The organism is Veillonella fallax, from assembly GCF_020687175.1.
In the GTDB taxonomy this organism is placed as follows: domain Bacteria; phylum Bacillota; class Negativicutes; order Veillonellales; family Veillonellaceae; genus Veillonella; species Veillonella fallax.
This window is the reverse complement of sequence record NZ_JAJEQD010000012.1, coordinates 1-20,250: the sequence shown is the minus strand read 5'-3', so window position 1 is coordinate 20,250 and position 20,250 is coordinate 1. Positions and strand designations below refer to the sequence as shown.

The 20,250-nt window shown below is 38.8% G+C and carries 26 protein-coding genes and 1 tRNA gene; 24 read left to right on the top strand and 3 right to left on the bottom strand.

Features of this window, described 5'->3' with window-relative positions:
- The first annotated feature begins 187 nt into the window (after window positions 1–187).
- The 16 genes from LKD20_RS06710 (at window position 188) to LKD20_RS06635 (ending at window position 10,338) form a co-directional block, all read left to right on the top strand.
- A complete protein-coding gene (locus LKD20_RS06710; protein ID WP_227721250.1) occupies window positions 188–1,165 on the top strand; it encodes a 5'-nucleotidase, lipoprotein e(P4) family in 978 nt (325 codons plus the stop codon).
- A gap of 48 nt (window positions 1,166–1,213) precedes the next feature.
- Window positions 1,214–1,290: transfer RNA gene (locus LKD20_RS06705), tRNA-Arg, on the top strand.
- Window positions 1,291–1,554: 264 nt separating this feature from the next.
- Complete coding sequence (locus LKD20_RS06700) at window positions 1,555–2,385, top strand: DUF6630 family protein (RefSeq protein ID WP_227721249.1); 831 nt, start codon at window positions 1,555–1,557, stop codon at window positions 2,383–2,385.
- Window positions 2,386–2,504: 119 nt separating this feature from the next.
- On the top strand, window positions 2,505–3,320 hold the full coding sequence (locus LKD20_RS06695; protein ID WP_024066812.1) for a DUF2262 domain-containing protein: 816 nt from the start codon (window positions 2,505–2,507) through the stop codon (window positions 3,318–3,320).
- Between the two features lie 20 nt (window positions 3,321–3,340).
- Entirely contained in the window at window positions 3,341–3,772 is a 432-nt protein-coding gene (locus LKD20_RS06690) for a hypothetical protein (protein WP_227721248.1), read from the top strand.
- 71 nt (window positions 3,773–3,843) lie between these two features.
- Complete coding sequence (locus tag LKD20_RS06685; protein WP_227721247.1) at window positions 3,844–4,524, top strand: hypothetical protein; 681 nt, start codon at window positions 3,844–3,846, stop codon at window positions 4,522–4,524.
- 26 nt (window positions 4,525–4,550) lie between these two features.
- Entirely contained in the window at window positions 4,551–5,357 is an 807-nt protein-coding gene (locus tag LKD20_RS06680) for a hypothetical protein (protein ID WP_227721246.1), read from the top strand.
- A gap of 52 nt (window positions 5,358–5,409) precedes the next feature.
- On the top strand, window positions 5,410–6,006 hold the full coding sequence (locus tag LKD20_RS06675) for a hypothetical protein (RefSeq protein WP_227721245.1): 597 nt from the start codon (window positions 5,410–5,412) through the stop codon (window positions 6,004–6,006).
- A 1-nt stretch (window position 6,007) separates the two neighbouring features.
- The gene (locus tag LKD20_RS06670) at window positions 6,008–6,550 is read left to right on the top strand and encodes a hypothetical protein (protein WP_005385045.1); all 543 of its coding nucleotides are present in this window, start codon (window positions 6,008–6,010) and stop codon (window positions 6,548–6,550) included.
- 31 nt (window positions 6,551–6,581) lie between these two features.
- Window positions 6,582–7,088, top strand: coding sequence for a YfbM family protein (locus LKD20_RS06665; RefSeq protein WP_227721244.1), 507 nt, complete (start codon window positions 6,582–6,584; stop codon window positions 7,086–7,088).
- Between the two features lie 78 nt (window positions 7,089–7,166).
- Window positions 7,167–7,931: a leucine-rich repeat domain-containing protein gene (locus LKD20_RS06660; protein ID WP_227721243.1), complete on the top strand. Its 765-nt coding sequence runs from the start codon at window positions 7,167–7,169 to the stop codon at window positions 7,929–7,931.
- 57 nt (window positions 7,932–7,988) lie between these two features.
- A complete protein-coding gene (locus LKD20_RS06655) occupies window positions 7,989–8,282 on the top strand; it encodes a DUF2695 domain-containing protein (RefSeq protein ID WP_024066753.1) in 294 nt (97 codons plus the stop codon).
- Between the two features lie 109 nt (window positions 8,283–8,391).
- On the top strand, window positions 8,392–8,889 hold the full coding sequence (locus tag LKD20_RS06650) for an ECF transporter S component (protein WP_227721242.1): 498 nt from the start codon (window positions 8,392–8,394) through the stop codon (window positions 8,887–8,889).
- A gap of 62 nt (window positions 8,890–8,951) precedes the next feature.
- Complete coding sequence (locus tag LKD20_RS06645; protein ID WP_024066751.1) at window positions 8,952–9,233, top strand: type II toxin-antitoxin system Phd/YefM family antitoxin; 282 nt, start codon at window positions 8,952–8,954, stop codon at window positions 9,231–9,233.
- Window positions 9,234–9,235: 2 nt separating this feature from the next.
- On the top strand, window positions 9,236–9,562 hold the full coding sequence (locus tag LKD20_RS06640) for a type II toxin-antitoxin system RelE/ParE family toxin (RefSeq protein ID WP_024066750.1): 327 nt from the start codon (window positions 9,236–9,238) through the stop codon (window positions 9,560–9,562).
- A 389-nt stretch (window positions 9,563–9,951) separates the two neighbouring features.
- Window positions 9,952–10,338, top strand: coding sequence for a succinylarginine dihydrolase (locus tag LKD20_RS06635; RefSeq protein WP_227721241.1), 387 nt, complete (start codon window positions 9,952–9,954; stop codon window positions 10,336–10,338).
- 166 nt (window positions 10,339–10,504) lie between these two features.
- Here the strand turns inward: LKD20_RS06635 and LKD20_RS09605 are convergent, their stop codons facing one another.
- Window positions 10,505–10,576: a putative holin-like toxin gene (locus LKD20_RS09605; RefSeq protein WP_219565824.1), complete on the bottom strand. Its 72-nt coding sequence runs from the start codon at window positions 10,574–10,576 to the stop codon at window positions 10,505–10,507.
- Window positions 10,577–10,790: 214 nt separating this feature from the next.
- The gene (locus tag LKD20_RS06625) at window positions 10,791–11,168 is read right to left on the bottom strand and encodes a carboxymuconolactone decarboxylase family protein (RefSeq protein WP_227721240.1); all 378 of its coding nucleotides are present in this window, start codon (window positions 11,166–11,168) and stop codon (window positions 10,791–10,793) included.
- A 66-nt stretch (window positions 11,169–11,234) separates the two neighbouring features.
- Between LKD20_RS06625 and LKD20_RS06620 the strand changes: the two genes are divergently transcribed.
- The 7 genes from LKD20_RS06620 to LKD20_RS06590 all read left to right on the top strand — a co-directional run bounded on the left by LKD20_RS06620 (window position 11,235) and on the right by LKD20_RS06590 (window position 16,778).
- Window positions 11,235–11,597, top strand: coding sequence for a MerR family transcriptional regulator (locus LKD20_RS06620; RefSeq protein WP_227721239.1), 363 nt, complete (start codon window positions 11,235–11,237; stop codon window positions 11,595–11,597).
- 382 nt (window positions 11,598–11,979) lie between these two features.
- The gene (locus LKD20_RS06615; protein WP_005385054.1) at window positions 11,980–12,324 is read left to right on the top strand and encodes a zinc ribbon domain-containing protein YjdM; all 345 of its coding nucleotides are present in this window, start codon (window positions 11,980–11,982) and stop codon (window positions 12,322–12,324) included.
- A gap of 96 nt (window positions 12,325–12,420) precedes the next feature.
- Window positions 12,421–12,816, top strand: coding sequence for a hypothetical protein (locus tag LKD20_RS06610; RefSeq protein ID WP_105089896.1), 396 nt, complete (start codon window positions 12,421–12,423; stop codon window positions 12,814–12,816).
- Window positions 12,817–12,826: 10 nt separating this feature from the next.
- Window positions 12,827–13,345 carry a phosphatidylglycerophosphatase A family protein gene (locus tag LKD20_RS06605; protein ID WP_227721238.1) on the top strand — a complete coding sequence of 173 codons (519 nt, stop codon included), beginning with the start codon at window positions 12,827–12,829 and terminating at the stop codon, window positions 13,343–13,345.
- A gap of 94 nt (window positions 13,346–13,439) precedes the next feature.
- A complete protein-coding gene (locus LKD20_RS06600; RefSeq protein WP_105089894.1) occupies window positions 13,440–13,979 on the top strand; it encodes a cysteine hydrolase family protein in 540 nt (179 codons plus the stop codon).
- Window positions 13,980–14,225: 246 nt separating this feature from the next.
- A complete protein-coding gene (locus tag LKD20_RS06595) occupies window positions 14,226–14,849 on the top strand; it encodes a superoxide dismutase (RefSeq protein WP_227721237.1) in 624 nt (207 codons plus the stop codon).
- A gap of 321 nt (window positions 14,850–15,170) precedes the next feature.
- Window positions 15,171–16,778: a DUF438 domain-containing protein gene (locus LKD20_RS06590; RefSeq protein WP_227721236.1), complete on the top strand. Its 1,608-nt coding sequence runs from the start codon at window positions 15,171–15,173 to the stop codon at window positions 16,776–16,778.
- Between the two features lie 165 nt (window positions 16,779–16,943).
- Here the strand turns inward: LKD20_RS06590 and LKD20_RS06585 are convergent, their stop codons facing one another.
- Entirely contained in the window at window positions 16,944–18,137 is a 1,194-nt protein-coding gene (locus LKD20_RS06585; protein ID WP_227721235.1) for a MalY/PatB family protein, read from the bottom strand.
- Window positions 18,138–18,590: 453 nt separating this feature from the next.
- Between LKD20_RS06585 and LKD20_RS06580 the strand changes: the two genes are divergently transcribed.
- Window positions 18,591–19,943 (top strand): NAD(P)-dependent oxidoreductase, encoded by a 1,353-nt coding sequence (locus tag LKD20_RS06580; protein WP_227721234.1) that lies wholly within the window; start codon window positions 18,591–18,593, stop codon window positions 19,941–19,943.
- Window positions 19,944–20,250 lie beyond the last annotated feature (307 nt).

The window sequence follows — 20,250 nt, the reverse complement described above, 5'->3', positions numbered from 1 at the left end:
AGATGTATTTACGTATCTCTAAAAGAGTTTATACAGCTACCTAAACTGAATTGACTGGAGATATTATGTATAGACTCTTTATTATTTTGGGAATACATACAAATCCATAGAGGGATTTTGCATAACTATGTAGAATTACACTATGTATTGTATGTATACAGAGAGCCAATGTGGATAGGAGGCAATTATGAAACGTAGTAGTTTGGCATGGTATGTAGCGGTGGCTTGCTTTGGCGGCAGTCTTTGCGTAGGTTCTGTAGTGCAGGCGGATTCTCCGACGACGGTGAAAGCAAATCCTGTAGTTCCTACAGTGATGGTAACGCAGGTTCAATCAACTCAACCGACTAATAGTATAGTGGCTACGAATACGGTAGCTGCTAATAGTGAGGCCACAAAAGCTGCAGTACCGCTAGATGAGCAGGCAGCATTGAAGCAAAAACAGCAGTATCAAGCCGAAACAGAAACAATGGGTCTCTTATGGATGCGCACCTCTGCAGAGTACAGAGCACTAGCGTATCAAGGGTACAATGTGGCGCTAAATCTTGTTAAGATGGCCGTTACTGATCCATCTCATCAAAGAAAACCTCTTGCTATCGTTCTTGATGCTGATGAAACAGTAGTGGATAATACTAAACTGATGGGTGAAAGCGTTGCTAATGGCAATGGTCGCTTCGATGCTCCTTGGTGGCGTCAAGCTGTGCATCAAGGTAAATCGCAAGCCATGCCTGGTGCTGTTGAGTTCCTAAATGAAGTACATAAACAAGGTGTTGAAATATTCTACGTTTCAAACCGCTATGCACCTGTTAACTATGATGCAACAGTACAAAACTTTAAGGAACTAGGATTCCCATCCGTCGATAAAGAACATGTACTACTATTTGAAAAAGACTCAGACAAACAACCTCGTTTTGATGCCATTACTAAGAAGTACGCCGTAATTTTGTATATGGGTGATAATGCCGGTGACTTCCCAATTGGTACAAAAGGTAAGACCTTAGTTGAAAGAAACGCTATCATCGATGAACATAAAGAAGACTTTGGTACTACATTTGTGGTATTCCCAAATCCTGCCTATGGATCCTGGGTCAGTGCTTTAGCAAAAGGCTACCAAAACCTAAGCCCAGAAGAACAAAAACAAGTGAATAACCAATACCTACAACAATAAGGACGCCTTGCGTATACTTTATTAAAAACGATATAATAAAGTATACATGCGTCTATAGCTCAGTAGGATAGAGCAGCAGTTTCCTAAACTGCGTGTCACTGGTTCGATTCCGGTTAGGCGCACCAAAATATCATTAATAGGCATAAGTTTTTATACAGGATTATGTCTTTTTAGTAGCCAAGATTTAATTCTTGGCTCTTTTTGGTTTTGATTATTAAGGTATTATTTGTATAGTGTAAGCTATGTTTTAGAACTTATTTTTATTACTGAAAGTCTATATGTTAATTAGATATAATTCGGTGATAAGTGTCTCTTCTTAATGATATAATTAAGATACATACTCAGTTAAACATTAAATGTAAGCGACAGTATATAGTGGAGAGTAGTATATGAGATTTTACAATTGGATTCAAGAAAAACTATTTGATGAATACGAAGAATGGTGCTTGAAGAGCCCTGGTTCTAATGGAAATGGTTTTAATATAGTCGGAATAGATAATACTTTACAGGCTATGCATGATGGATTTTATATGTACATGGAGGTATACCCACCTCATGCCATCGATGGTTGCACTGCCATGAAAGCGCGTGTAGGAAAAACACCAGATGCAGTAGATATATTCTTAGACATAGATGGTAAGACGTATCGTATGGCTGATGTAAGTTATCCTGATGCAGTGAAGATGATGCGGGCTTTTATGAAAAAACGCAGAGTACCTGATTGTAGTTTGTGTGTAGAAGCAGTGTATCTAGATATCGATCAGATGCGATCGACATTTACAGAGTTAGCAACGTTGTTGTTAGGCGATGCTAAACAAGCTAAGTCGTTTATGACCAAGGTTAAGTTGCGCTCCTTGGAAGAATTAGAAGATAGCTGGTGGAACCTCTATGAGAAACTAGTCTCTAAAGGATATGCCGTAGAGTTAGACTGTAAATGTGAACTAGAGGATTTTATTTATTATGTACAGAAGTTAATATGTAATAAGTCTTTAGATACTAGTGAAAATCTAACTATTGATACAGCAGTATTAGATGAAGATCAAGTTATTATGGACTGGTGTGCAGATCTTAACTCTAAATGGGAAAACTATACGTTAGCAGGCATGGACATCGGAACCGATAGCTTTGTACTTCTGGTGCTTTCAAATGAGGAATTCAAAATAGCCCAAGAACTAGCTAAAGAGCTATTACATAGAATCGATGTAGCTGAGCGCTTGTGATGCAATAGAACATTTTAATGTTATAGAAGCAATTATACTATGGCATCATCTATAAAAGGATGGAGTTCTAAACTGTAAATAGTTTGCACTGTAAAATGTGATGAACAGGAGAGAGTCATATGAGTATTGTACGTGTACCAGAATATGAAGCAGAGTTTGAGGCGGAAGAGTTTGAGATTTATGCATTGCCTCGCAGTGATGCGAATGGGGCTAGTCCTTATTTAGATAAGTACCATAGACCACTAGTGTCTACCGATGCTATCCTAGATACTCGAACTGGCGTGCTTGACCGTAGCGAAGGCATTTTGACGTGGATTATTGAGGGACTTGACGATAGATGGGGTTATTCTTTTGAGCCCCATGGGGTCTATAAATTATTAGTTAAGAAAGCAAAGCCTTTAGAGGATTTGGGCTATATGCGTCCTTCTTGGAATAATCGCTATTATGTACTTGAGGTGTTAGAGGAGCATGCTAAACATAGTGAGCTAGAGGCGTTGTCGGCTTATTTGAAAACACCTAAATACCTTCATACTGACAGGGGTGATTTCCTGTTAAATCGAGAGTATCAATATTACACAGCGAGAATTGATGATTATGCATTCACCCTTGATGTGGATGAGGGGTCTGATGAAAGCTGCACAGTAGCATTGGCTGCTTTCAATACAATCGATAATTTCAAAGCATTTGAACAACGAATTAGTACCTATATTAGTGAAAAATTGCTAGACCTTGCTAATGATTGGCTCGACAATGACGACCAAGGTCCGATTACGTCAGATGTATTTGCTAAGCGTATTACGATGGGCGAATTGGCATTCCGCAACGATGGCACCATAGAGGTCTATTATGACGACGATGATATCTTCTGGGGGCACTGTATCATAGCTCATATTGATGCGGATGGGAACCCTGTTGATGCGGATATTGCAGGATGATTAACTAATGGAGCGTCCTGATGAGAAAATCGGAATTAATGACTTTATGGAATGTTGAAAGCTGGTATGAAGAACCGTATGGAGTTTACTTTGTATCTCGCAGATTGGGCACTAATTGTTTAGAGAATGAAGCGCAAGCCTTTCAAAAAATCAATATTAGTTGTACTAGTTATACTGAGGCTGAGGTGCTTTCACTACCAATGTGGAAACAATTATATGTTCAATTAGATGAATTAGACCAATTAGCACAGGAACTCATACAAAAGGAAATACCACAAGAAGAGTCTGTTGTGCTAACACTAACGGATATAATGTTAGATAAATCAGGTTGTTACGACGCATTTGCGCTAGGCTATGATATAGGTGAATCCCCAGCAGGACATCTATATGTTTTGGTTTCTTTTGATGAAAACTTTACGGTTCAACAAGATGTGATTTATGAAACCTTATAGAGTTGTATTAAAGTGGGGATGCTGGTGTTGTAGACTACCTAAAAATATAAGTGATATATAGGAGAGAGACCATGGAAGATATGTATACATTAGTCAAAGATTTCTTCAGTCATGATATGGATTTAGATGATTTATTTGATTCTGAAGCTATCATCTGGATTGACTGGCGCGAGGATGACGAAGATGTGGTGCGCTATTTTAATGATATGGTGGATGAGCCTATCGACATTCAAACCGCTAGTAATGGCAAGCCTTATGGTGATGATATTGTGCTACAAAAGGGCAATAAAGAACTCTTAATTCCTTACGGTGATGAGAAAAATCGGGATGTGACCATCAAATACTTCAACGAATTTGTTAAACCTGATTATGAGGTGCGTTGGTTTACTGAAAGCCTTGGAAACGATACGCTTGGGTTTACCGTGCTTTCAGGGGCAGAATGGGCTAAATTAAACGACGAATTTGGGGTAGATACGGTTCGTTATTATTTTGAACCTATCAATCTTAAAAGTAACATGTTTAATCTTGATATGGACGAAGTATTTGCACTACTGGCATTACGAGAAAATAGTGAAGGTGTGAATACTGACTTTAGTGTACAGTTAGATTGGATTACAATCATAAACAAAGAAAAAGCCTTAACTGAACAAAAAGAAAAGGGACAAATTGATTTAAAACAATACATGGTTGCTAAGCAAGAACTGCAACAGATTAAGGATGAATTTATAGCGACTCACGGCGAGATGGAATAAGAGCTGTTGTCCTAAAGGAGACGTTTATGGCGATTGACGGTGTGAAAATCATAGATAGTGATGACGGTCATGATATTTATAATGCCATTGTTGAGCGGTACAAGGATGGCGTCAGTGTTGATACCATAATTTCTGAAATCTTAAGTGAGGAACAAAATTTTTGTACTGATGAGTTTTACACAGAGATTTATTGGACTGCAGTGGCCTATTCGTTGTGGAAGATAGGGCATCTATCAGCTGACATTAAACAGAAAGCCTTAGACATCATCGCTCAGGGTCCTCATGAGTTTTGGCTAGAAATCGATGATAAGGCTCTTAAGCAGCGTCAAAAGGTATTAGATAAGTTAGCTACGCAGCTACAAAGCGAAAATCCGAAGCCGCTTAAGGTTCGTAAATCTAAAACGAAGAGAGAACCTCATTTTAAGGTGGGCGATGTATTAGCTGTTAAGTTTGAAAAAAACTATGGTGCTATATTCGTTTCTGAGGTGGATCAATCGCCGCGGAAAATCGAATATCATTTAGCCTGTACACGGCTTTTACAAAAAGAAAAACCTACAATGGAAGAGTTTCTATACAGCCAAATCGCATGCCGGAAAGATAATACAAATTTTGGTATCGATACAGATTGTTGGTTTAATCATAAAGACCTAGGTCTATTGCTAGATCATTTGGAAGTCATTGGAAGCGTTGAACTATATCCGTGTAAACTATGGAAACTAGCACCAGCAGGAACGCTTGAGGATATTTATGAGGAGATTATAGATAATCCGCGGATTGGAAAACTACGTCTTATAGATACCTATGAACTGGTGAAAGAGGTTATTGAGAAATAATCATTGGGCGAAGGCGTTACTACATGGGCGTATATATAAAGGTATAACTATAATGGATACTGTGACGAAACAATATATAGAAACTGTACAAGTCAGTGATATACCGTGGCACCGGTTAACCACAACCTACGGCCGTGCTACAGACTTTCCTACAGAGCTTGATGTGTTGTGGAATATGGAAAGCATAGAAGTTGTTGATGCGGCTGGTGAGGCATTAGCACAGAATATTGAGCACCAATTGACATTGTGGCATGCTACACCATTTGCCATGATTTTCTTGCTTCGTATTTTTAAGAAAGCTCAGGAAGAGAGAGCTCATAATGAGGTGGCTCAGTATTTAGCAGAACAGTTGGTTGAGTTGTTTACTGTGATTGCTGAGTGCATTCGAGATGGTCTTATGCTAGAGCATGCAGATCCATTGCCGAACTTTGAGGATATGCTCAACGAAGAATACCTTTGGTCGGAAGAATATGATGAAGACGATGATGTTCTTAGATATGAGGAAGAGGACGTATTCCCTGATGATTTATTTTTTAGCTTTTATTATTACTCCCAGCAAGTGCTTTTATTAGCTATTCCGCTATTAGATACATCTAATGAAGGAGAGGCTAAATTGCTCGGAATAATTTCTGCTAATACGAGCGTGTAAGATGGATTATTTAGATATATTGCGAAATGATGCCAAGTTAGCTGAAGATTTTGATACGCTATTCGATTTTCGCTTGCTAGATACGCTGGAGGAACGAGATACGGCTGAAGGTCGCTGCACGTTCTCTGTGCCCGGTATGGCATTTGCTGTAGATGGCGCTGGCGGTGAATATCATCTATTGGAGGACGGATCCATAGGGTATTGGAGTAGCGAGGGTGCCGCCGGTCGTTTAGCTGAAAGTATGGACGATTTATTTCATTTAATCGTTTTTAGTATTTGTTGGCATGATTACTGTGACTCAAGTAAGTATTCTGATGCGGCAACACTTGAAGAATATGGTCAGAATAAGCAGTCTCATATTATCTCTTATTCGCCAATGGAACTTTGGGAACCCATTATGAAAGCTTTACATATACCAATAGAAATGAAACTTTCACCTATTTTACAGAAATTCTATGACGCGGCGCATCGTGAACCTGTATATACCTGCTATTTCCATGAAGATGATGGAAGCGTTACAGAATCGGAAAATTTATTTTTCTAATGGTTAGAAGAATTTATGAAAGGATTAAATTATGGGACTAATTGCAAATTATAGCTGTTTAAGCGATGCGAATTTAAAAGAGCTTAAAGCTATGGGCTCAGAAGAAGAGGAAATTCTTGAAAGCGTTGAAGAGTGGAATGACGATGATGAATTATTGCTCGATATCGATAAGATGTGGGATGTACTTCACTTTGTGCTAACTGGCGTAGGAACAGACCATAAGGATGATAATAACCCTCTTAGCCAAGTTGTACTTGGCATAACAGCTGTTGAAGAAATATCGGATTACTTAGCGTATACCGAACACGATAAATTAGCAGATATCGTGGCGGCTCTAGAGCAGTTTGATATGGAAGAAGCCCTCGAATCTTTTGATATGGCAGCCTGCAAAGAGGCAGAGCTATATCCAAATATCTGGGATTACGATGAGGAAGAGGAAGAAATCAAAGACGAACTTCTTCATGATTTCGAGCAAATGAAACGCTTCTATAAACAAGTGCTCGAAGCTAATGGACATGTGCTTGTATCGATTTGCTAAGGTCGTTAAAATTTGTTGGCTATGGATCCAGTTGTAGACAAACCAATTATGCGACTGGCGAAGATGAGGAATTGTAACATGGCAGTGTTAACAGAAAAGCAAGTTAAATATGGATTTGACTACTATCATAAGGATGACGCACGGCCTAAATCTGTGGTAGAGGTCTCTGAATATAATGGTGAAGATAAGTTAATAATCAACTGCACACAGCTAGATGAAAACTATTCTGCTAAAGATAAGAAGCGAATTTGGATGGAGTGGTGTGATTTCCTAGTAAATAATCCAGATACTTTTACAGAGCTTATGTTTTGTACAAGAATGTCACAGGACTTATTTGATGCGGTGTGTGCTCAACGTAGACTTAAAAAATTACATATAAAATGGGGCGTCTATCCAGATATTTCAAAATTAGAGAACTTACAAGAACTAGAATATTTACACATTGGGTCCGGTAGAAGCGTATCGAGTTTAGAGCCTATATCAAAATTAGAAAATTTAGTGGCTCTGTCGATTGAGAACTTTCAAAAAATTGATGATTATACGCCATTAGCGCATCTGAAGCACCTTGAAAGTCTTGCTCTAGAAGGTGATTTCGCAGCTCCTAAAATTCTTAAGGTTCAATCTTTGGGATTCCTACGTCATATGAAACAGCTGCGATTTTTTAGCTTCTTGACCGCTAAAGTGATGGATACAGACTACTCTCCCATTTTAGAACTCAATAATCTAGAACATCTTACGTTAAAATCTTGTAAAGAGGTTAAGCAGTTGTATCCTCAATTCGTTAAACTACCAAAATTAAAATATGGCACAGTTTTAGAACGACCAGAATTATATGAGAAATAAGGCTTGAGATATAAGTCATGAGCTATAACTTATAAGACATAAAAGGGAGTAATCATAATGGATAAAGCGCGTAAAAAGGAATTATTGAAAGGCTATAAAGCTAAAGAAAAACAGAATTTTCAAGATAGTTTACCTATGGACGAAGAATTATTTTGGAATCTCTTTGATTATGTAGACGAGAAATTAGAAACAAATGACGGTTGCGATCATAGTCTGACTTTCACAAGAGAGTTTTTAGAAAAACAAAAGGTAGATGTTGAAAGCGTATTAGACTGGATTATCAACGAAGGTGGCGGTTGTGATTGCGAGGTTCTCTACAATGTAGAGGAACGTTTTGAAGAGTACTGTTAATAGTATTTTTTATAGTTAATTCCATGTATTTGCAGGTGTTATCATAAAGGTATATAGTATAGACATGTGATGGATATAGTCACATGTCTATTTTTATAAGGAGGACGCTATGCAACACGTTCAAAACCGCAGTACTACGTCCGCGTTAGTACTCACAGCCGTATTGATTGCCCTCGCAACACTGTTTACCATGTACACGAAAATTCCAGTACCTGGCATTCGCGGCTATTTCAATGTTGGAGATGTCGTTATTATGACGTCAGCTCTATTATTAGGTCGAAAATACGGCGCCTATATTGGTGCTATCGGCCCAGCGTTAGCTGATTTATTCCTCGGCTACGCAGTCTTTGTACCAATCACTCTCGTGGTGAAAGGCATTGAAGGCTATCTTGTCGGTACTGTCTATAACAATAAGACAACTGCCTCTGCCTTGGTGGCAACCATCATAGGTGGCATTATCATCGTAGCGGGCTACTTTATCGCCGAATACTTTGTATTTGATCCAGGCGTAGCCATTGCTAGTATTGTGACCAATACTATTCAAGCCGTTATGAGCGTTATTATTAGCATGATTCTCTATGCTATCTTGCGTAAACGATTGGGATAGGATTAGTGATTCACAATTCATATACAAATTATGATATAATTTGTATATGAGGAGGTGCTTTTATGGGGTTATTACGTGAAAGTATCCGGCCATCGTCGGATTTAAGAAATAAATATAATGAAATCTCTACAGTTTTGAAAACAGGGGATGAAGCTTGTATTATGACGGTAAATGGTCGTGGTGATACGGTATGTATGGGATATGAAACCTATAATAAATTGAAAGCACAGATAGAATTATTAGAGGCTATTGCTTTGGCAGAGGAAGATGAACGAAAAGGTAGAATGGGTCCTATTGAGGATACTTTTGTCAGCATAGAACAGTTGTTAGCTGAGGCGGAATAGTTATGGAAGACACTGCTTATCGTATCATTATTATGGCGCAGGCCGATCAGGCATTGCATCATATTGTTCTGCATGTAAAGCAATCTTTTTCCAATGAAACTGCCAAGTCTGTTTATCAAGAGATTAAGGATAGAATTCTTTTATTAGCGGATAATCCTTATATGGGCATGATTCCAAGACATACTGTTTTACGTAATAAAAACTATCGTATGTTGATTATTAATAAAAATATTATTCTATATCGTGTCTTTGATGATGAAAAAGAAGTGCGCATATATAATATATTTAGTCAACGGCAAGATTATTTACAACTTCTGCAAGGATTGTAGATGTTTAGTTGATTTGGTATAGATGAATAAAGGGAGACTCCGTTGTGAGTCTCCCTTTTGTAGTTATTTCCTTTAGAGCATTGATAGTGATGATTTGTCGTAATAACGACAAATAGCCCTTCGTTACCAACTGGTAGCTGAAAACGAAAGGCCATTTCTGCATGTTTTATAATGTTTTGGGATGAGCCTGACGGAACCACTCGTCGACTATCTATCTATTAATTAATTAATAGAGGGATTATCATATATAGTCAATTTGAACTAGATAAGTAAATATGACATCATTGTAAATTAATTGGAACTTAGACTGAATGGACATATTTTATTTGTTTTGTTAATATAAAACTCAATAATAATTTTATGTTGTGTGTTATGATTGGTGAAGTTTTATGGTTAGAGTTTTATATTTATTTTTATTGCTAGTTGTTTTGAGTCCTATTAATGCTTTTGCTGATTATCAGAGGGATACGTTTGATATACAACGCTCTCTTAATGAGCATATACATTCTCAGTTAAAGGTTCCGGCTGAAGTCCTTAGAACGAAGAATGATAAAGATTATAGTTTTACATTAATGATAAGAACGGATTCTCAAGGACGTATTACTTCTGTTGAGTTAGATTCAAATGAGAATATATCTAATGATGAGATATATTCAAAATTAGTACAGTCTGCAAAAGATACAGTTTGGAATATAGGGTATATTGATGTTAAAGAAGATCTTGTTATTTATGTTCCTTTTCATTTTATAATATCCTCTAAGGACGATGTAAATTGACAGCCTCTAGAATTCAGACTATACTATAAGTACAAAAGAGCCAGTTAACGTGTTCTAGGCGTTAGGCTCATCAAAGAATTACGAATTTGATAAACCTAACGTGTCTAAGTATTGCAGTACTTAGTCTTAAACGTTAGGTTTATCTTATTTTGTAGCTATTTACTAGTTACTTTTTAAGAATTAACACTACGAGGGTAGCGAATAAAATCATTAATGATAATGCTTCGTATACAGTCATAATGTCACCTCCCTCGAAAAGACGGAGATGAACCTAACTCACGTTAATGGCTCTTTCGTTATTAGTATATAGCGGATTTTGAATATTGAAAAATACGAATTAATTTCGTACAACTTTTACACGAATAAAAGGGAGACTTTATCAAGAGTCTCCCTTTGTTAGTTTTAAATAGACTAATATTTATTAATAGATTTTTATTACTGTCGTTCCTTAATTACAGTATGTTTCGTTCTTCAAAGACCGCTTTCACCGTGAACAGTGCGTTCAGCACGCGTGGAAATCCCGCATAGGGGATGCAATGGGTGCAGACCTCTACGATTTGCTCGGGCGCAATACCGACGTTGAGTGCCGCATTGGTATGTACTTTCAGCTGAGCCTCGCAACCGCCCAGCGTTAACAGGGACGCGAGAGTAATCAGTTCCCGTTCCTTGAAATCCAGGTTGGGGCGCGTGTAGATGTCGCCGAATAGTTCGACCAATAAATCGGCTATGGCCGGTGAAATCTCATGAATTGTGTTATATACCTCCTCGCCGTGCAACCCGTCAATCTGTTTCAATGTGTTCATACCGATGTTAAAACGTGTTTCTTTCATAATTATTACCTCCGTCTAGACGTATGATATATGCTCGAGTATACTTGAGGTCAAGGTGGTGAAAGTATGAAAATCGGTGAATTTTCAAAATTGGTAGGACTGTCTATTTCTACATTGCGATATTATGAGGATCAGGGGTTCCTTCACATCGAGCGACAGAACGGCATTCGCAATTACCATGCGGAGGATGTAGGCTTTGTGCAGTTTATTAAACGGCTGAAAGACATGGGAATGCCGCTTGCGAATATCAAGCGATATGCGGACTTACGGTATGCCGGAGCTCATACGGCCCGTGAAAGAATGACCCTGTTGCAAGAACACTATCGATTTATTGATGCCGAAATCAAACGATTGGAAGGCTATAAGAATAATTTAGAAGATAAATTGAAGTTGTATGAAACTTTAGTAGAGAAAAATGGAATTAAGTAGTTTTGTATTGTAGATATTTATAGTTATAGTATCAATATGGAGGTAGGTGCCTCTTATTAATCATAATTTGACGATATATGGTATTCAACCTATAATATGAGTAGATAGCCGAGCGAGTAGAGACGTCAGGCTCATCTCAAAAAACTGAAAAAATCAGGAAATGGCCTTTTCGTTTTATCTAGCTACGAGCTGTAACGAAGGGCTATTTTAATTTTCCCAACCTCGTAGGCTACATTATTATTATAATGCGAACTAATATGCGATACAATAAGCATTGATTAATAGAGATATAACTATTTTATAGAGTGGTTATAATATTTTAGTGGAATAAAGTTTTATATGGTATAATACTTTCATTATGTAGTGAGAAAAGGAGATCTAAATGGCAAATTTACCTAACTGCCCTAAGTGTGGCGACGAGTACACATATGAAGATGGTCATATGTTTATCTGTCCTATGTGCGGACATGAATGGACAGCGGCTGATGCACAAGCTGCAGCTGAAGCAGGTATCATTCGCGATGCTAACGGCAACGAGCTAGCTGATGGCGATACAGTTGTTGTTGTAAAAGACCTCAAAGTAAAAGGCGCTGGCGTATTGAAACAAGGTACGCGCGTTAAAAACATTCGCCTCATCACTGATGCGAGCGATGGCCACGATATCGATTGTAAAATCGATGGTTTCGGTGCGATGGCATTGAAATCTGAAATGGTTAAGAAAATCTAATTTAAGAAATCCCTATCGATACGTTCGGTAGGGATTTTTTCGTGGTATAATCAACGTATACTGCGTGTAGTGGAAAGTACTTGGGGGAGAAAAACTATGTTTAAAAGGGTTGTATTATTAGCTGTATTGGCGTCTATGATGGGGAATATTAGCTCTTTAGCGGCAGATTTAAAGCCCACAGATAAGCGTACCTATGAATTACAGCAACAAATTTCTTATAATGTAGTCATTCCTAGTGAGGCTTTCAAGACGAGTGCCGATGGCACCTTGATTGTTCCTCTAGAAATTAAAACAGATGATAAAGGGAATATTGTAGCCGTTGAAGCGGGGCCTAATAATTGGAAATTAGACCGCGATGCATATCCTATCTTTGAAGAGGCTGCAAAAGAGGCCGCTTGGCATACAAAGCATGTGGATACTGATGAAGCATTAGTTGTGACAATTCCAGTTAGTATTGTAATCGTATCAGGTGAACACCCTCATAAAAAATAAAGGAGCGGTTATGGAATCTACAAAGGATTTAGAGAAATATACTTACGATCTTCTGGCGGAGCGTGGCGTTACGTTAGAGGATATTGCAGAGCTCGTTTTATATGTTCAAAAACCATATATGCCTAATCTAACAATTGAAGAATGCCGTGAACATGTGGCGTCGGTCCTTTCAAAACGAGAGGTACATAATGCAATTATTACGGGCATTGAGCTAGACAAGTTGACGGAACAAAATAAATTATCTCAGCCCTTGCAAGGTATTGTGGTTAATGATGAAAGCCTCTATGGTATCGACGAAATCTTAGCCTTTTCCATCGTTAATTTATACGGTTCCATAGGCTTTACGAACTATGGCTATCTAGATAAGGTTAAGCCTGGCATCATTAAAAAGTTAGATAGCAAGGCTGGTGGTCATTGTAATACATTCCTCGATGATTTAGTGGGGGCCGTGGCAGCTGCGGCAGCAGGAAAACTAGCTCATAATGAGCCACACCGCGTGCGTCATGCCTTAGCTGAGGAAAAAGCATAAATTTTTGTCGTTGATGTTATTAAAAATTAAGAGTATAACTAGTAGTGAAATGAATAATTAATGTATTCTATGTAGACTATATACAGGAGGAACTATGCAAAAGGTTCTAGTTGTTATCGATATGCAAAAAGATTTCGTAGATGGCGCCCTTGGTTCAGCGCAAGCACAGTTAATCGTAGATAATGTGCGCAACAAAATTGAGAACTTTGACGGGCCTATAATATTTACACGCGATACGCATGATACTAACTATCTTGAAAGCCAAGAGGGAAAGTTCTTGCCTGTCACACATTGTGTGAAGAATACAGAGGGTTGGCATATTGTGCCTGGCTTAATCGAAGCAGCAGAAGGTCGTCCTATCATGAGCCCTGTATCCTTTATCGACAAGCCAAACTTCGGATCCTTTGAACTATTATCTCGATTGGAAGGCATGAATTCGGTAAATCCTATTGAGTCCATTACGCTCGTTGGTTTATGCACTGATATTTGCGTTGTGTCTAATGCGATTATACTGAAAGCGGGCTTACCAGAAATCCCTGTTTATGTAGACTCTAGCTGCTGTGCGGGTGTAACAGAAGAATCCCACCAAGCAGCATTAACAACAATGAAAATGTGCCAATGTATTGTTGAGTAGTTATCGTGTTCTAGCTATATTAGAGTGCTTTATATTGGTAAACGAACTCAAAGGCTATAGGAAATCCTATAGCCTTTTTCTATGGGAAAATACATTGACGATTTTCTATATACAATGTACAATAAATAAAGAATGATAATTTATATCAATTAAATAAAATATAGATGCAGGTGCATCGAAACGCTTTCACAAGAATGATAGATACATTTCAACATCGTTCGTGCCCTATATTTAAGGAGGACTATTATGAAACCTTTCGAACTCGCACCATTACCATATGCTTATGATTATCTTGAGCCTGTTATCGACGCAGAAACAATGAAATTGCACCATGACAAGCACCATCAAGCGTATGTTAATAATTTGAACGCTGCTATCGCAAAATATCCTGATCTTGCTTATGGCTGTGTAGATTGTATTCTCGGTGATATCGCTAATGTGCCAGAAGATATCCGTCAAGCAGTTATCAATAACGGTGGCGGTCACAAGAACTACACTATGTTCTGGGACATCATGACAAAACCAGACACATCTAAATTGGAAGGCCCTTTGAAAGAGGCTATCGACGCTGATCTTGGCGGTTATGATGCTTTTGTTGAAAGCTTCTCCGCTGCAGCGGCTACACGCTTCGGTTCTGGTTGGGCATGGCTTGTGGTAAACAAAGATGGCAAACTAGAAGTGACATCTACTGCGAACCAAGATAATCCTCTACTAGAAGGTAAAACAGCAATCCTTTGCTTAGATGTTTGGGAACACGCATATTACTTGCATTACCAAAACCGTCGCCCAGACTATATCAAGGAATTCTTCCGCGTTATTAACTGGGATAAGGTTTCTGAAAACTACGAAAAAGCATTGAAACATAGCTAATAAATCTCTCAGAACTTTCATCTTTCTAAAAAATAGATATATATTTTAATAGATAACGGATAGTTGGTTCAAAGCGCTTTGATTGCTTAGGTGACTTTGAATTCTCAGCTATCCGTTATTTTTATATGAAATTTCAATATTTTTGGAATATCTTTCAAAAGTATAGCCATGGATACAGATTTTCCAATCGATATCGTTTATCATAGTGTCATAGGTTATTTTAGATAAACCTTTCAGAATGTAAATTGCCTTGTATACGAAGACGTATAGAGGGTTACTCACATATGTAATAAACAATATTTTTGACACGAGGGGATCAAAATGGAAAAGAAATTAGATTTGTCCAAATCTGTATATGATTTGGTAAAAGAATATCCTGAAGTAACAGAGATTATGAAAAGCTTAGGGTTCAGCGAAATCACTAATAAGGTGATGTTGAACTCTGTAGGCAAAATTATGACCATTCCTAAAGGGGCTAAAATGAAAGGCGTATCCATGATAGATATCGTGAGCGCATTTATGAAAGCAGGCTTTACCTTGGAAGGTGAAATGCCTAACTTACATGGCGAAAGTGTTAATGCCGGCGCAAGTGCTTCTGCTGAGAGTAGCGCTAATACAGTAGTAACTTCTAAAGTTGAAGATAGTACTGCCAAAGAAGATGTTACTAGTGTAGACGTAGCTGAGTCTGACGACAGTTCTAAAGTTGATGCTGATGCATCTGTACAAGATAGCGAACGTGTAGAGCAATTGAAAGGTTTCTTGAAACGTTTGGGCACAGGTGAAGAGCTTGGTTCTGTTCGTGAAGATTTTGCGAGCCAATTCAAACATGTTGAGGCGAGTGAAATCATGAAAGCCGAACAAGGTCTTATGCGCGAAGGTACACCTTTAGAAGAGGTACAACAATTATGCGACCTTCACTCTGCATTGTTCCATGGTTCTACTATTCATGAACAAATGGATGCTGAACATGCTAAGGTAGAGGCTGTTCTAGAGGCTCAAGAAAAGAGCAAGAGCGTAGTAATATTGGTAGAAACTGTAGGTCATCCGCTCAACCAATTAACAGAGGAAAATAAAGCCCTTGATGAGTTGATTGAATCTATTCGTCCTAAAGTAGCAGATAAAACAGCAACCATCGATGATGTAAATACAGTACGCCAAGTATCTGTTCACTATGCTAAAAAAGGCGACTTATTATATCCAAAATTGAAAGTAGATTATGCAATCGGTGGTCCATCCATGGTTATGTGGACTGTTGATGGCGACATTCGCGACCAATTGGGCGATTTAGCAAAATCTAGTCAAAGTGTAGACGACTGGTATAGACGTTTTGATGAGCTTCTTACACGTGCTCAAGAAATGATCTACAAAGAACAAAATATCTTGTTCCCAATCTGTGCAGAAAACTTCAGTAAAGAAGAATGGTACCAAATCTACAAAGATACAGCACAGTATGAAGAAATCTTTGGCGTAAAACGCATTGCATGGCCAGAGGCTGATGCAGCATTAGCTACACAAACTTCAAAATCAAGTGGTGATGACAATGCTATTGGTTTAATTGGTGGTACGCTAACTGTAGATCAACTTGATGCTATGCTCAACACAATGCCAATGGAAGTAACCTTCGTTGACCATGAAGATATCAACCGCTACTTCAACGATGGTGAAAAGGTATTTAAACGTCCTACTACAGCTATCGGTCGTGATGTGTATTCCTGCCATCCACCAAAGGTTGAACCAATTGTACGCGGTATTATCGATTCCTTCCGTAAAGGTGACCGCGATAATGTAGCTGTATGGCTTGAAAAACAAGGCCGTCCATTCTATGTAAACTACATGGCTGTACGCGATCAAAACAATAACTATATTGGTACATTAGAACTTGTACAAGACATGCAATTTGCAAAGGAACATTTCGCTAGAATTAAATAAAAACTAGTGTAATACTAGTTGTGTGATACAGTGAAACTTTGATACAAAAAGGCTGCTCTAACATTGAATAATGCTAGAGCAGCCTCTTTTATTTGTACGAAATGAATTCTCTAATATGATTAATGTATTTCCTGAATTAATGTATTTCCTGATGAGAGGTGCCTATTAAGGACGTACGTACTTGATTATATTATGGATAGCAGTCTTAATATTTTCAAGGCTTGTAGCTAAGTTAAGTCGCACAAAGGTGGCGTAATCTTCGCCTCCAAACCATTCGCCAAAGCTAGGTGCGATGTGGCATTTATTTTCGAATAGGTCATGCATATCTTCCGCCTTTACATAGGCGCCGAAATCGATCCAAGCCAAATAGGTGCCGTCCATAGGGCTGATGCGGATGTGTGGTAATGCCATACCAAGCTCTCGGAACAGATATTCATAGTTTTCACGAATGACAGCCAGTACATCTGTGAGCCATGCTTCCGTCTCTGGATGCGTGTAGGCTGCGGTGATGGCCGCTTCGGCAATAACGTCCGAGTCTGTGTGGTACACATGAGCTTTATAGGCGTTGAATTGGCTTCGTAGTTTTTCGTTAGGAATGATAACTTCTGCGTGGTGCAAGCTAGCCATATTGAATGACTTAGAGAGGGAAGACATTGCAATCATGCTATCTGCATAGGCCCCATTATTTACCGTCAAGGCAGATGTAAAGGGCGTTGGTCCCGTGATAAGGTCTTGATGGATCTCATCACTTATGATGAGCACATGGTGCCGTTGGCAGATGCTGAATAACTGAGCCATTTCCTGTTCAGTCCATACGTGGCCTACAGGATTGTGCGGATTGCAGTGAATGAACAATTTCATATCGTGCTTGGTAATCGCTGTTTCAAAGGCTTTGTAATCGACGGTGTAGCGATTATCTTCAGTGCGATTCATAGGAATAGCGATGATTTGACGTTGGGCATCGCTGGCGCTTGTATCAAAGGCGCCATATACAGGACTTAGAACGGCGATGGCGTCATTGGTTTTGGTAAAAGCCCCAATACACCACATGATCCCTGTAATGACGTTGGGCGCGCTGGTGAGCCATTCTTGCTCAAGACTACAGTTATGCCGGCGTTTGTACCAACTCATAACTGCCTCTATATAATCCGGATTTATCATGGTATAGCCTAGAGGATTGGCTTTCACATAGTTACAAATGGCCTCTTGAATGCACTGAGGCGGCATAAAGTCCATATCGGCTACCCATAGTGGTAATAGGTCAGTACGGCTGAATTTTAAATGCTCGCTGTCCCATTTGCGGGAATGAGAACCGCGTCGATCAATATAGTATGTTTTAGTAAAGTCTACTGTGTTCATAGTGAACCTCTTACATTCTGCTAGATTCATAAGAAATCTTGTGTAATTATATATATCAGTTCGGTGTCACCAACATCTATGAGTGTATGTTAATGTGGTGCAAATCAATTATTCTGTCTATTATCAGTATACATGCATAGATATATATGTAAATATACACTTAAGAATTGCTGTTACCTTACCATTCGTTTCTATGCAATCCTTGCATGAATAGGGGCTATATTCGTATACAAAAGGTGCTTTATTTGCTTGACTGTTGGGACTTTCACAATTTAGAATATACTATAGAATAGTGTGTGTCTGACCAGTGACCACACGTCTATCGAATGGTTACAAAAGATAAATCTTAGCAGCATGTGGCGGCATCCCTATGTGAGAGGGCTCATCGGATTGTTCAGGTACATGCAACGCTGTATAAGTATAGTACTGGATCCTTGTTAGGAGGCATGTGCCATGAGTAACGAATTAAAACCACTACATTTTGATGCGGATTATACAATGGAGGAAGCGCTCGCTGAGGCGAAACGTTGTCTAAATTGTCCAAAACCATTGTGCCGTATGGGTTGCCCTATTGAAAACGAGATCCCTCGTTTTATCCAAGCTATTGCACACGGTAACTTTGGTTTAGCCAATGATATCTTGGCAGAACGTACAAACTTGCCATCCATTTGTGGCCGCGTATGTCCACGCGAAAACCAATGTGAAGGTAACTGTATCATGAACAAGGCGAAAAAACCGCCTATCAATATCGGTAAATTGGAACGCTTTGCTGCTGATTTTGAAAGTATCAATGAACTTCGCAAACCTAAGAAGATTAAACAAGATCTTGGTAAGGTTGCCGTTGTAGGTTCTGGCCCTGCAGGCTTGTCCGTAGCAGGTGATATCGCTAAACTTGGTTACGAGGTAACTGTATTCGAAGGTCAATCTGAACCAGGTGGCGTACTTTTATTTGGCATTCCAGAATTCCGTTTGTCTAAATCCGTTGTACGTCGTGAAATCGCTCGTCTTGAAGGTTTAGGCGTTAAATTCGTATGTAATACATTTATCGGTCAAGATAAAACATTGGATGAACTCTTCGCAGAAGGTTTTGACTCCATCTTTATCGGTACTGGTACACATATTCCTCAAGAAGTACGCATGGAAAACGATGAAGTGCATGGTGTATTCCAAGCAATGTACTTGTTGACGAATGTACAATTAGTGGAAAATGGCGAGCTTGATGAAGCTCAAATTCCTGTTAAAAAAGGCGATCGCGTAATTATCATCGGCGGTGGTAACGTAGCGATGGATGCGGCTCGTACATGCGTACGTTTAGGCTGTGAATCTGTTACTGTGGCATACCGTCGTAGCCAAGAACAAATGCCAGCATTATTGTCTGAATACGAAGAGGCTCGTGCTGAAGGCGTCCAATTCCAATGGTTCGCTTCTCCAGTAGGCGTAGAAGGTAAAGACAAGGTAGAAGGCTTCAAATATGAAGTGATGGCTCTTAACGAAGATGGCGCAGGCATCCACGGTACTGGTAAGTTCCAAGTTATGCCTGTAGATAAAATTATCATCGCTGCTGGTCATAAACCAAATGCTCGTCTTATCGGCGAAGGTAATAACCTAAAAGTAGACGAAAAAGGCTACATCATTACATCTGAAGATCCATATGGCATGACTAACCGTGACGGCGTCTTCGCTGGTGGTGACGTTGTACATAAACCTGCTACTGTAGTATTGGCGATGCGCGAAGCTAAAAAAGCTGTGGATGGCATGGTTAAATACATGGAAATCAAAAAAGCTCAAGAAAGTGCTAACCAATAATCCTATAGCGGATAATGATATAAGCTAGTAACATTACTATTCAAGTGTATTCATAATGAATGGATAATGTATAGAAACTATACAAATCTAGATATTATCTATGCTGATTGGTGTAATATAGTACATGTTTAGTACTAATTATCTCTATATATACAAAAATTACACGAATTGTTGAAAACATACAGAACATAATATGTATAGAAAAAAGCCTTACTAGAACTAATTGATACTGTAGTGACCCCAAAAAGTTAGACTTTTATTTCCGAGTAACCTAAACTGGTTGCTCGGAATTTTTTTATGCTGCAGT

Bases quoted from the DNA above. Each gene is read 5' to 3' on its own strand.
- LKD20_RS06710 (WP_227721250.1), top strand. From the start codon at position 188: ATGAAACGTAGTAGTTTGGCATGGTATGTAGCGGTGGCTTGCTTTGGC.
- LKD20_RS06625 (WP_227721240.1), bottom strand. From the start codon at position 11,168: ATGAAAGAAACACGTTTTAACATCGGTATGAACACATTGAAACAGATT.
- LKD20_RS06680 (WP_227721246.1), top strand. From the start codon at position 4,551: ATGGCGATTGACGGTGTGAAAATCATAGATAGTGATGACGGTCATGAT.
- LKD20_RS06620 (WP_227721239.1), top strand. From the start codon at position 11,235: ATGAAAATCGGTGAATTTTCAAAATTGGTAGGACTGTCTATTTCTACA.
- LKD20_RS06640 (WP_024066750.1), top strand. From the start codon at position 9,236: ATGGAAGACACTGCTTATCGTATCATTATTATGGCGCAGGCCGATCAG.
- LKD20_RS06650 (WP_227721242.1), top strand. From the start codon at position 8,392: ATGCAACACGTTCAAAACCGCAGTACTACGTCCGCGTTAGTACTCACA.
- LKD20_RS06675 (WP_227721245.1), top strand. From the start codon at position 5,410: ATGGATACTGTGACGAAACAATATATAGAAACTGTACAAGTCAGTGAT.
- LKD20_RS06615 (WP_005385054.1), top strand. From the start codon at position 11,980: ATGGCAAATTTACCTAACTGCCCTAAGTGTGGCGACGAGTACACATAT.
- LKD20_RS06655 (WP_024066753.1), top strand. From the start codon at position 7,989: ATGGATAAAGCGCGTAAAAAGGAATTATTGAAAGGCTATAAAGCTAAA.
- LKD20_RS06635 (WP_227721241.1), top strand. From the start codon at position 9,952: ATGGTTAGAGTTTTATATTTATTTTTATTGCTAGTTGTTTTGAGTCCT.
- LKD20_RS06665 (WP_227721244.1), top strand. From the start codon at position 6,582: ATGGGACTAATTGCAAATTATAGCTGTTTAAGCGATGCGAATTTAAAA.
- LKD20_RS06600 (WP_105089894.1), top strand. From the start codon at position 13,440: ATGCAAAAGGTTCTAGTTGTTATCGATATGCAAAAAGATTTCGTAGAT.
- LKD20_RS06670 (WP_005385045.1), top strand. From the start codon at position 6,008: ATGGATTATTTAGATATATTGCGAAATGATGCCAAGTTAGCTGAAGAT.
- LKD20_RS06595 (WP_227721237.1), top strand. From the start codon at position 14,226: ATGAAACCTTTCGAACTCGCACCATTACCATATGCTTATGATTATCTT.
- LKD20_RS06685 (WP_227721247.1), top strand. From the start codon at position 3,844: ATGGAAGATATGTATACATTAGTCAAAGATTTCTTCAGTCATGATATG.
- LKD20_RS06700 (WP_227721249.1), top strand. From the start codon at position 1,555: ATGAGATTTTACAATTGGATTCAAGAAAAACTATTTGATGAATACGAA.
- LKD20_RS06645 (WP_024066751.1), top strand. From the start codon at position 8,952: ATGGGGTTATTACGTGAAAGTATCCGGCCATCGTCGGATTTAAGAAAT.
- LKD20_RS06695 (WP_024066812.1), top strand. From the start codon at position 2,505: ATGAGTATTGTACGTGTACCAGAATATGAAGCAGAGTTTGAGGCGGAA.
- LKD20_RS06610 (WP_105089896.1), top strand. From the start codon at position 12,421: ATGTTTAAAAGGGTTGTATTATTAGCTGTATTGGCGTCTATGATGGGG.
- LKD20_RS06585 (WP_227721235.1), bottom strand. From the start codon at position 18,137: ATGAACACAGTAGACTTTACTAAAACATACTATATTGATCGACGCGGT.
- LKD20_RS06660 (WP_227721243.1), top strand. From the start codon at position 7,167: ATGGCAGTGTTAACAGAAAAGCAAGTTAAATATGGATTTGACTACTAT.
- LKD20_RS06690 (WP_227721248.1), top strand. From the start codon at position 3,341: ATGAGAAAATCGGAATTAATGACTTTATGGAATGTTGAAAGCTGGTAT.
- LKD20_RS06590 (WP_227721236.1), top strand. From the start codon at position 15,171: ATGGAAAAGAAATTAGATTTGTCCAAATCTGTATATGATTTGGTAAAA.
- LKD20_RS06580 (WP_227721234.1), top strand. From the start codon at position 18,591: ATGAGTAACGAATTAAAACCACTACATTTTGATGCGGATTATACAATG.
- LKD20_RS06605 (WP_227721238.1), top strand. From the start codon at position 12,827: ATGGAATCTACAAAGGATTTAGAGAAATATACTTACGATCTTCTGGCG.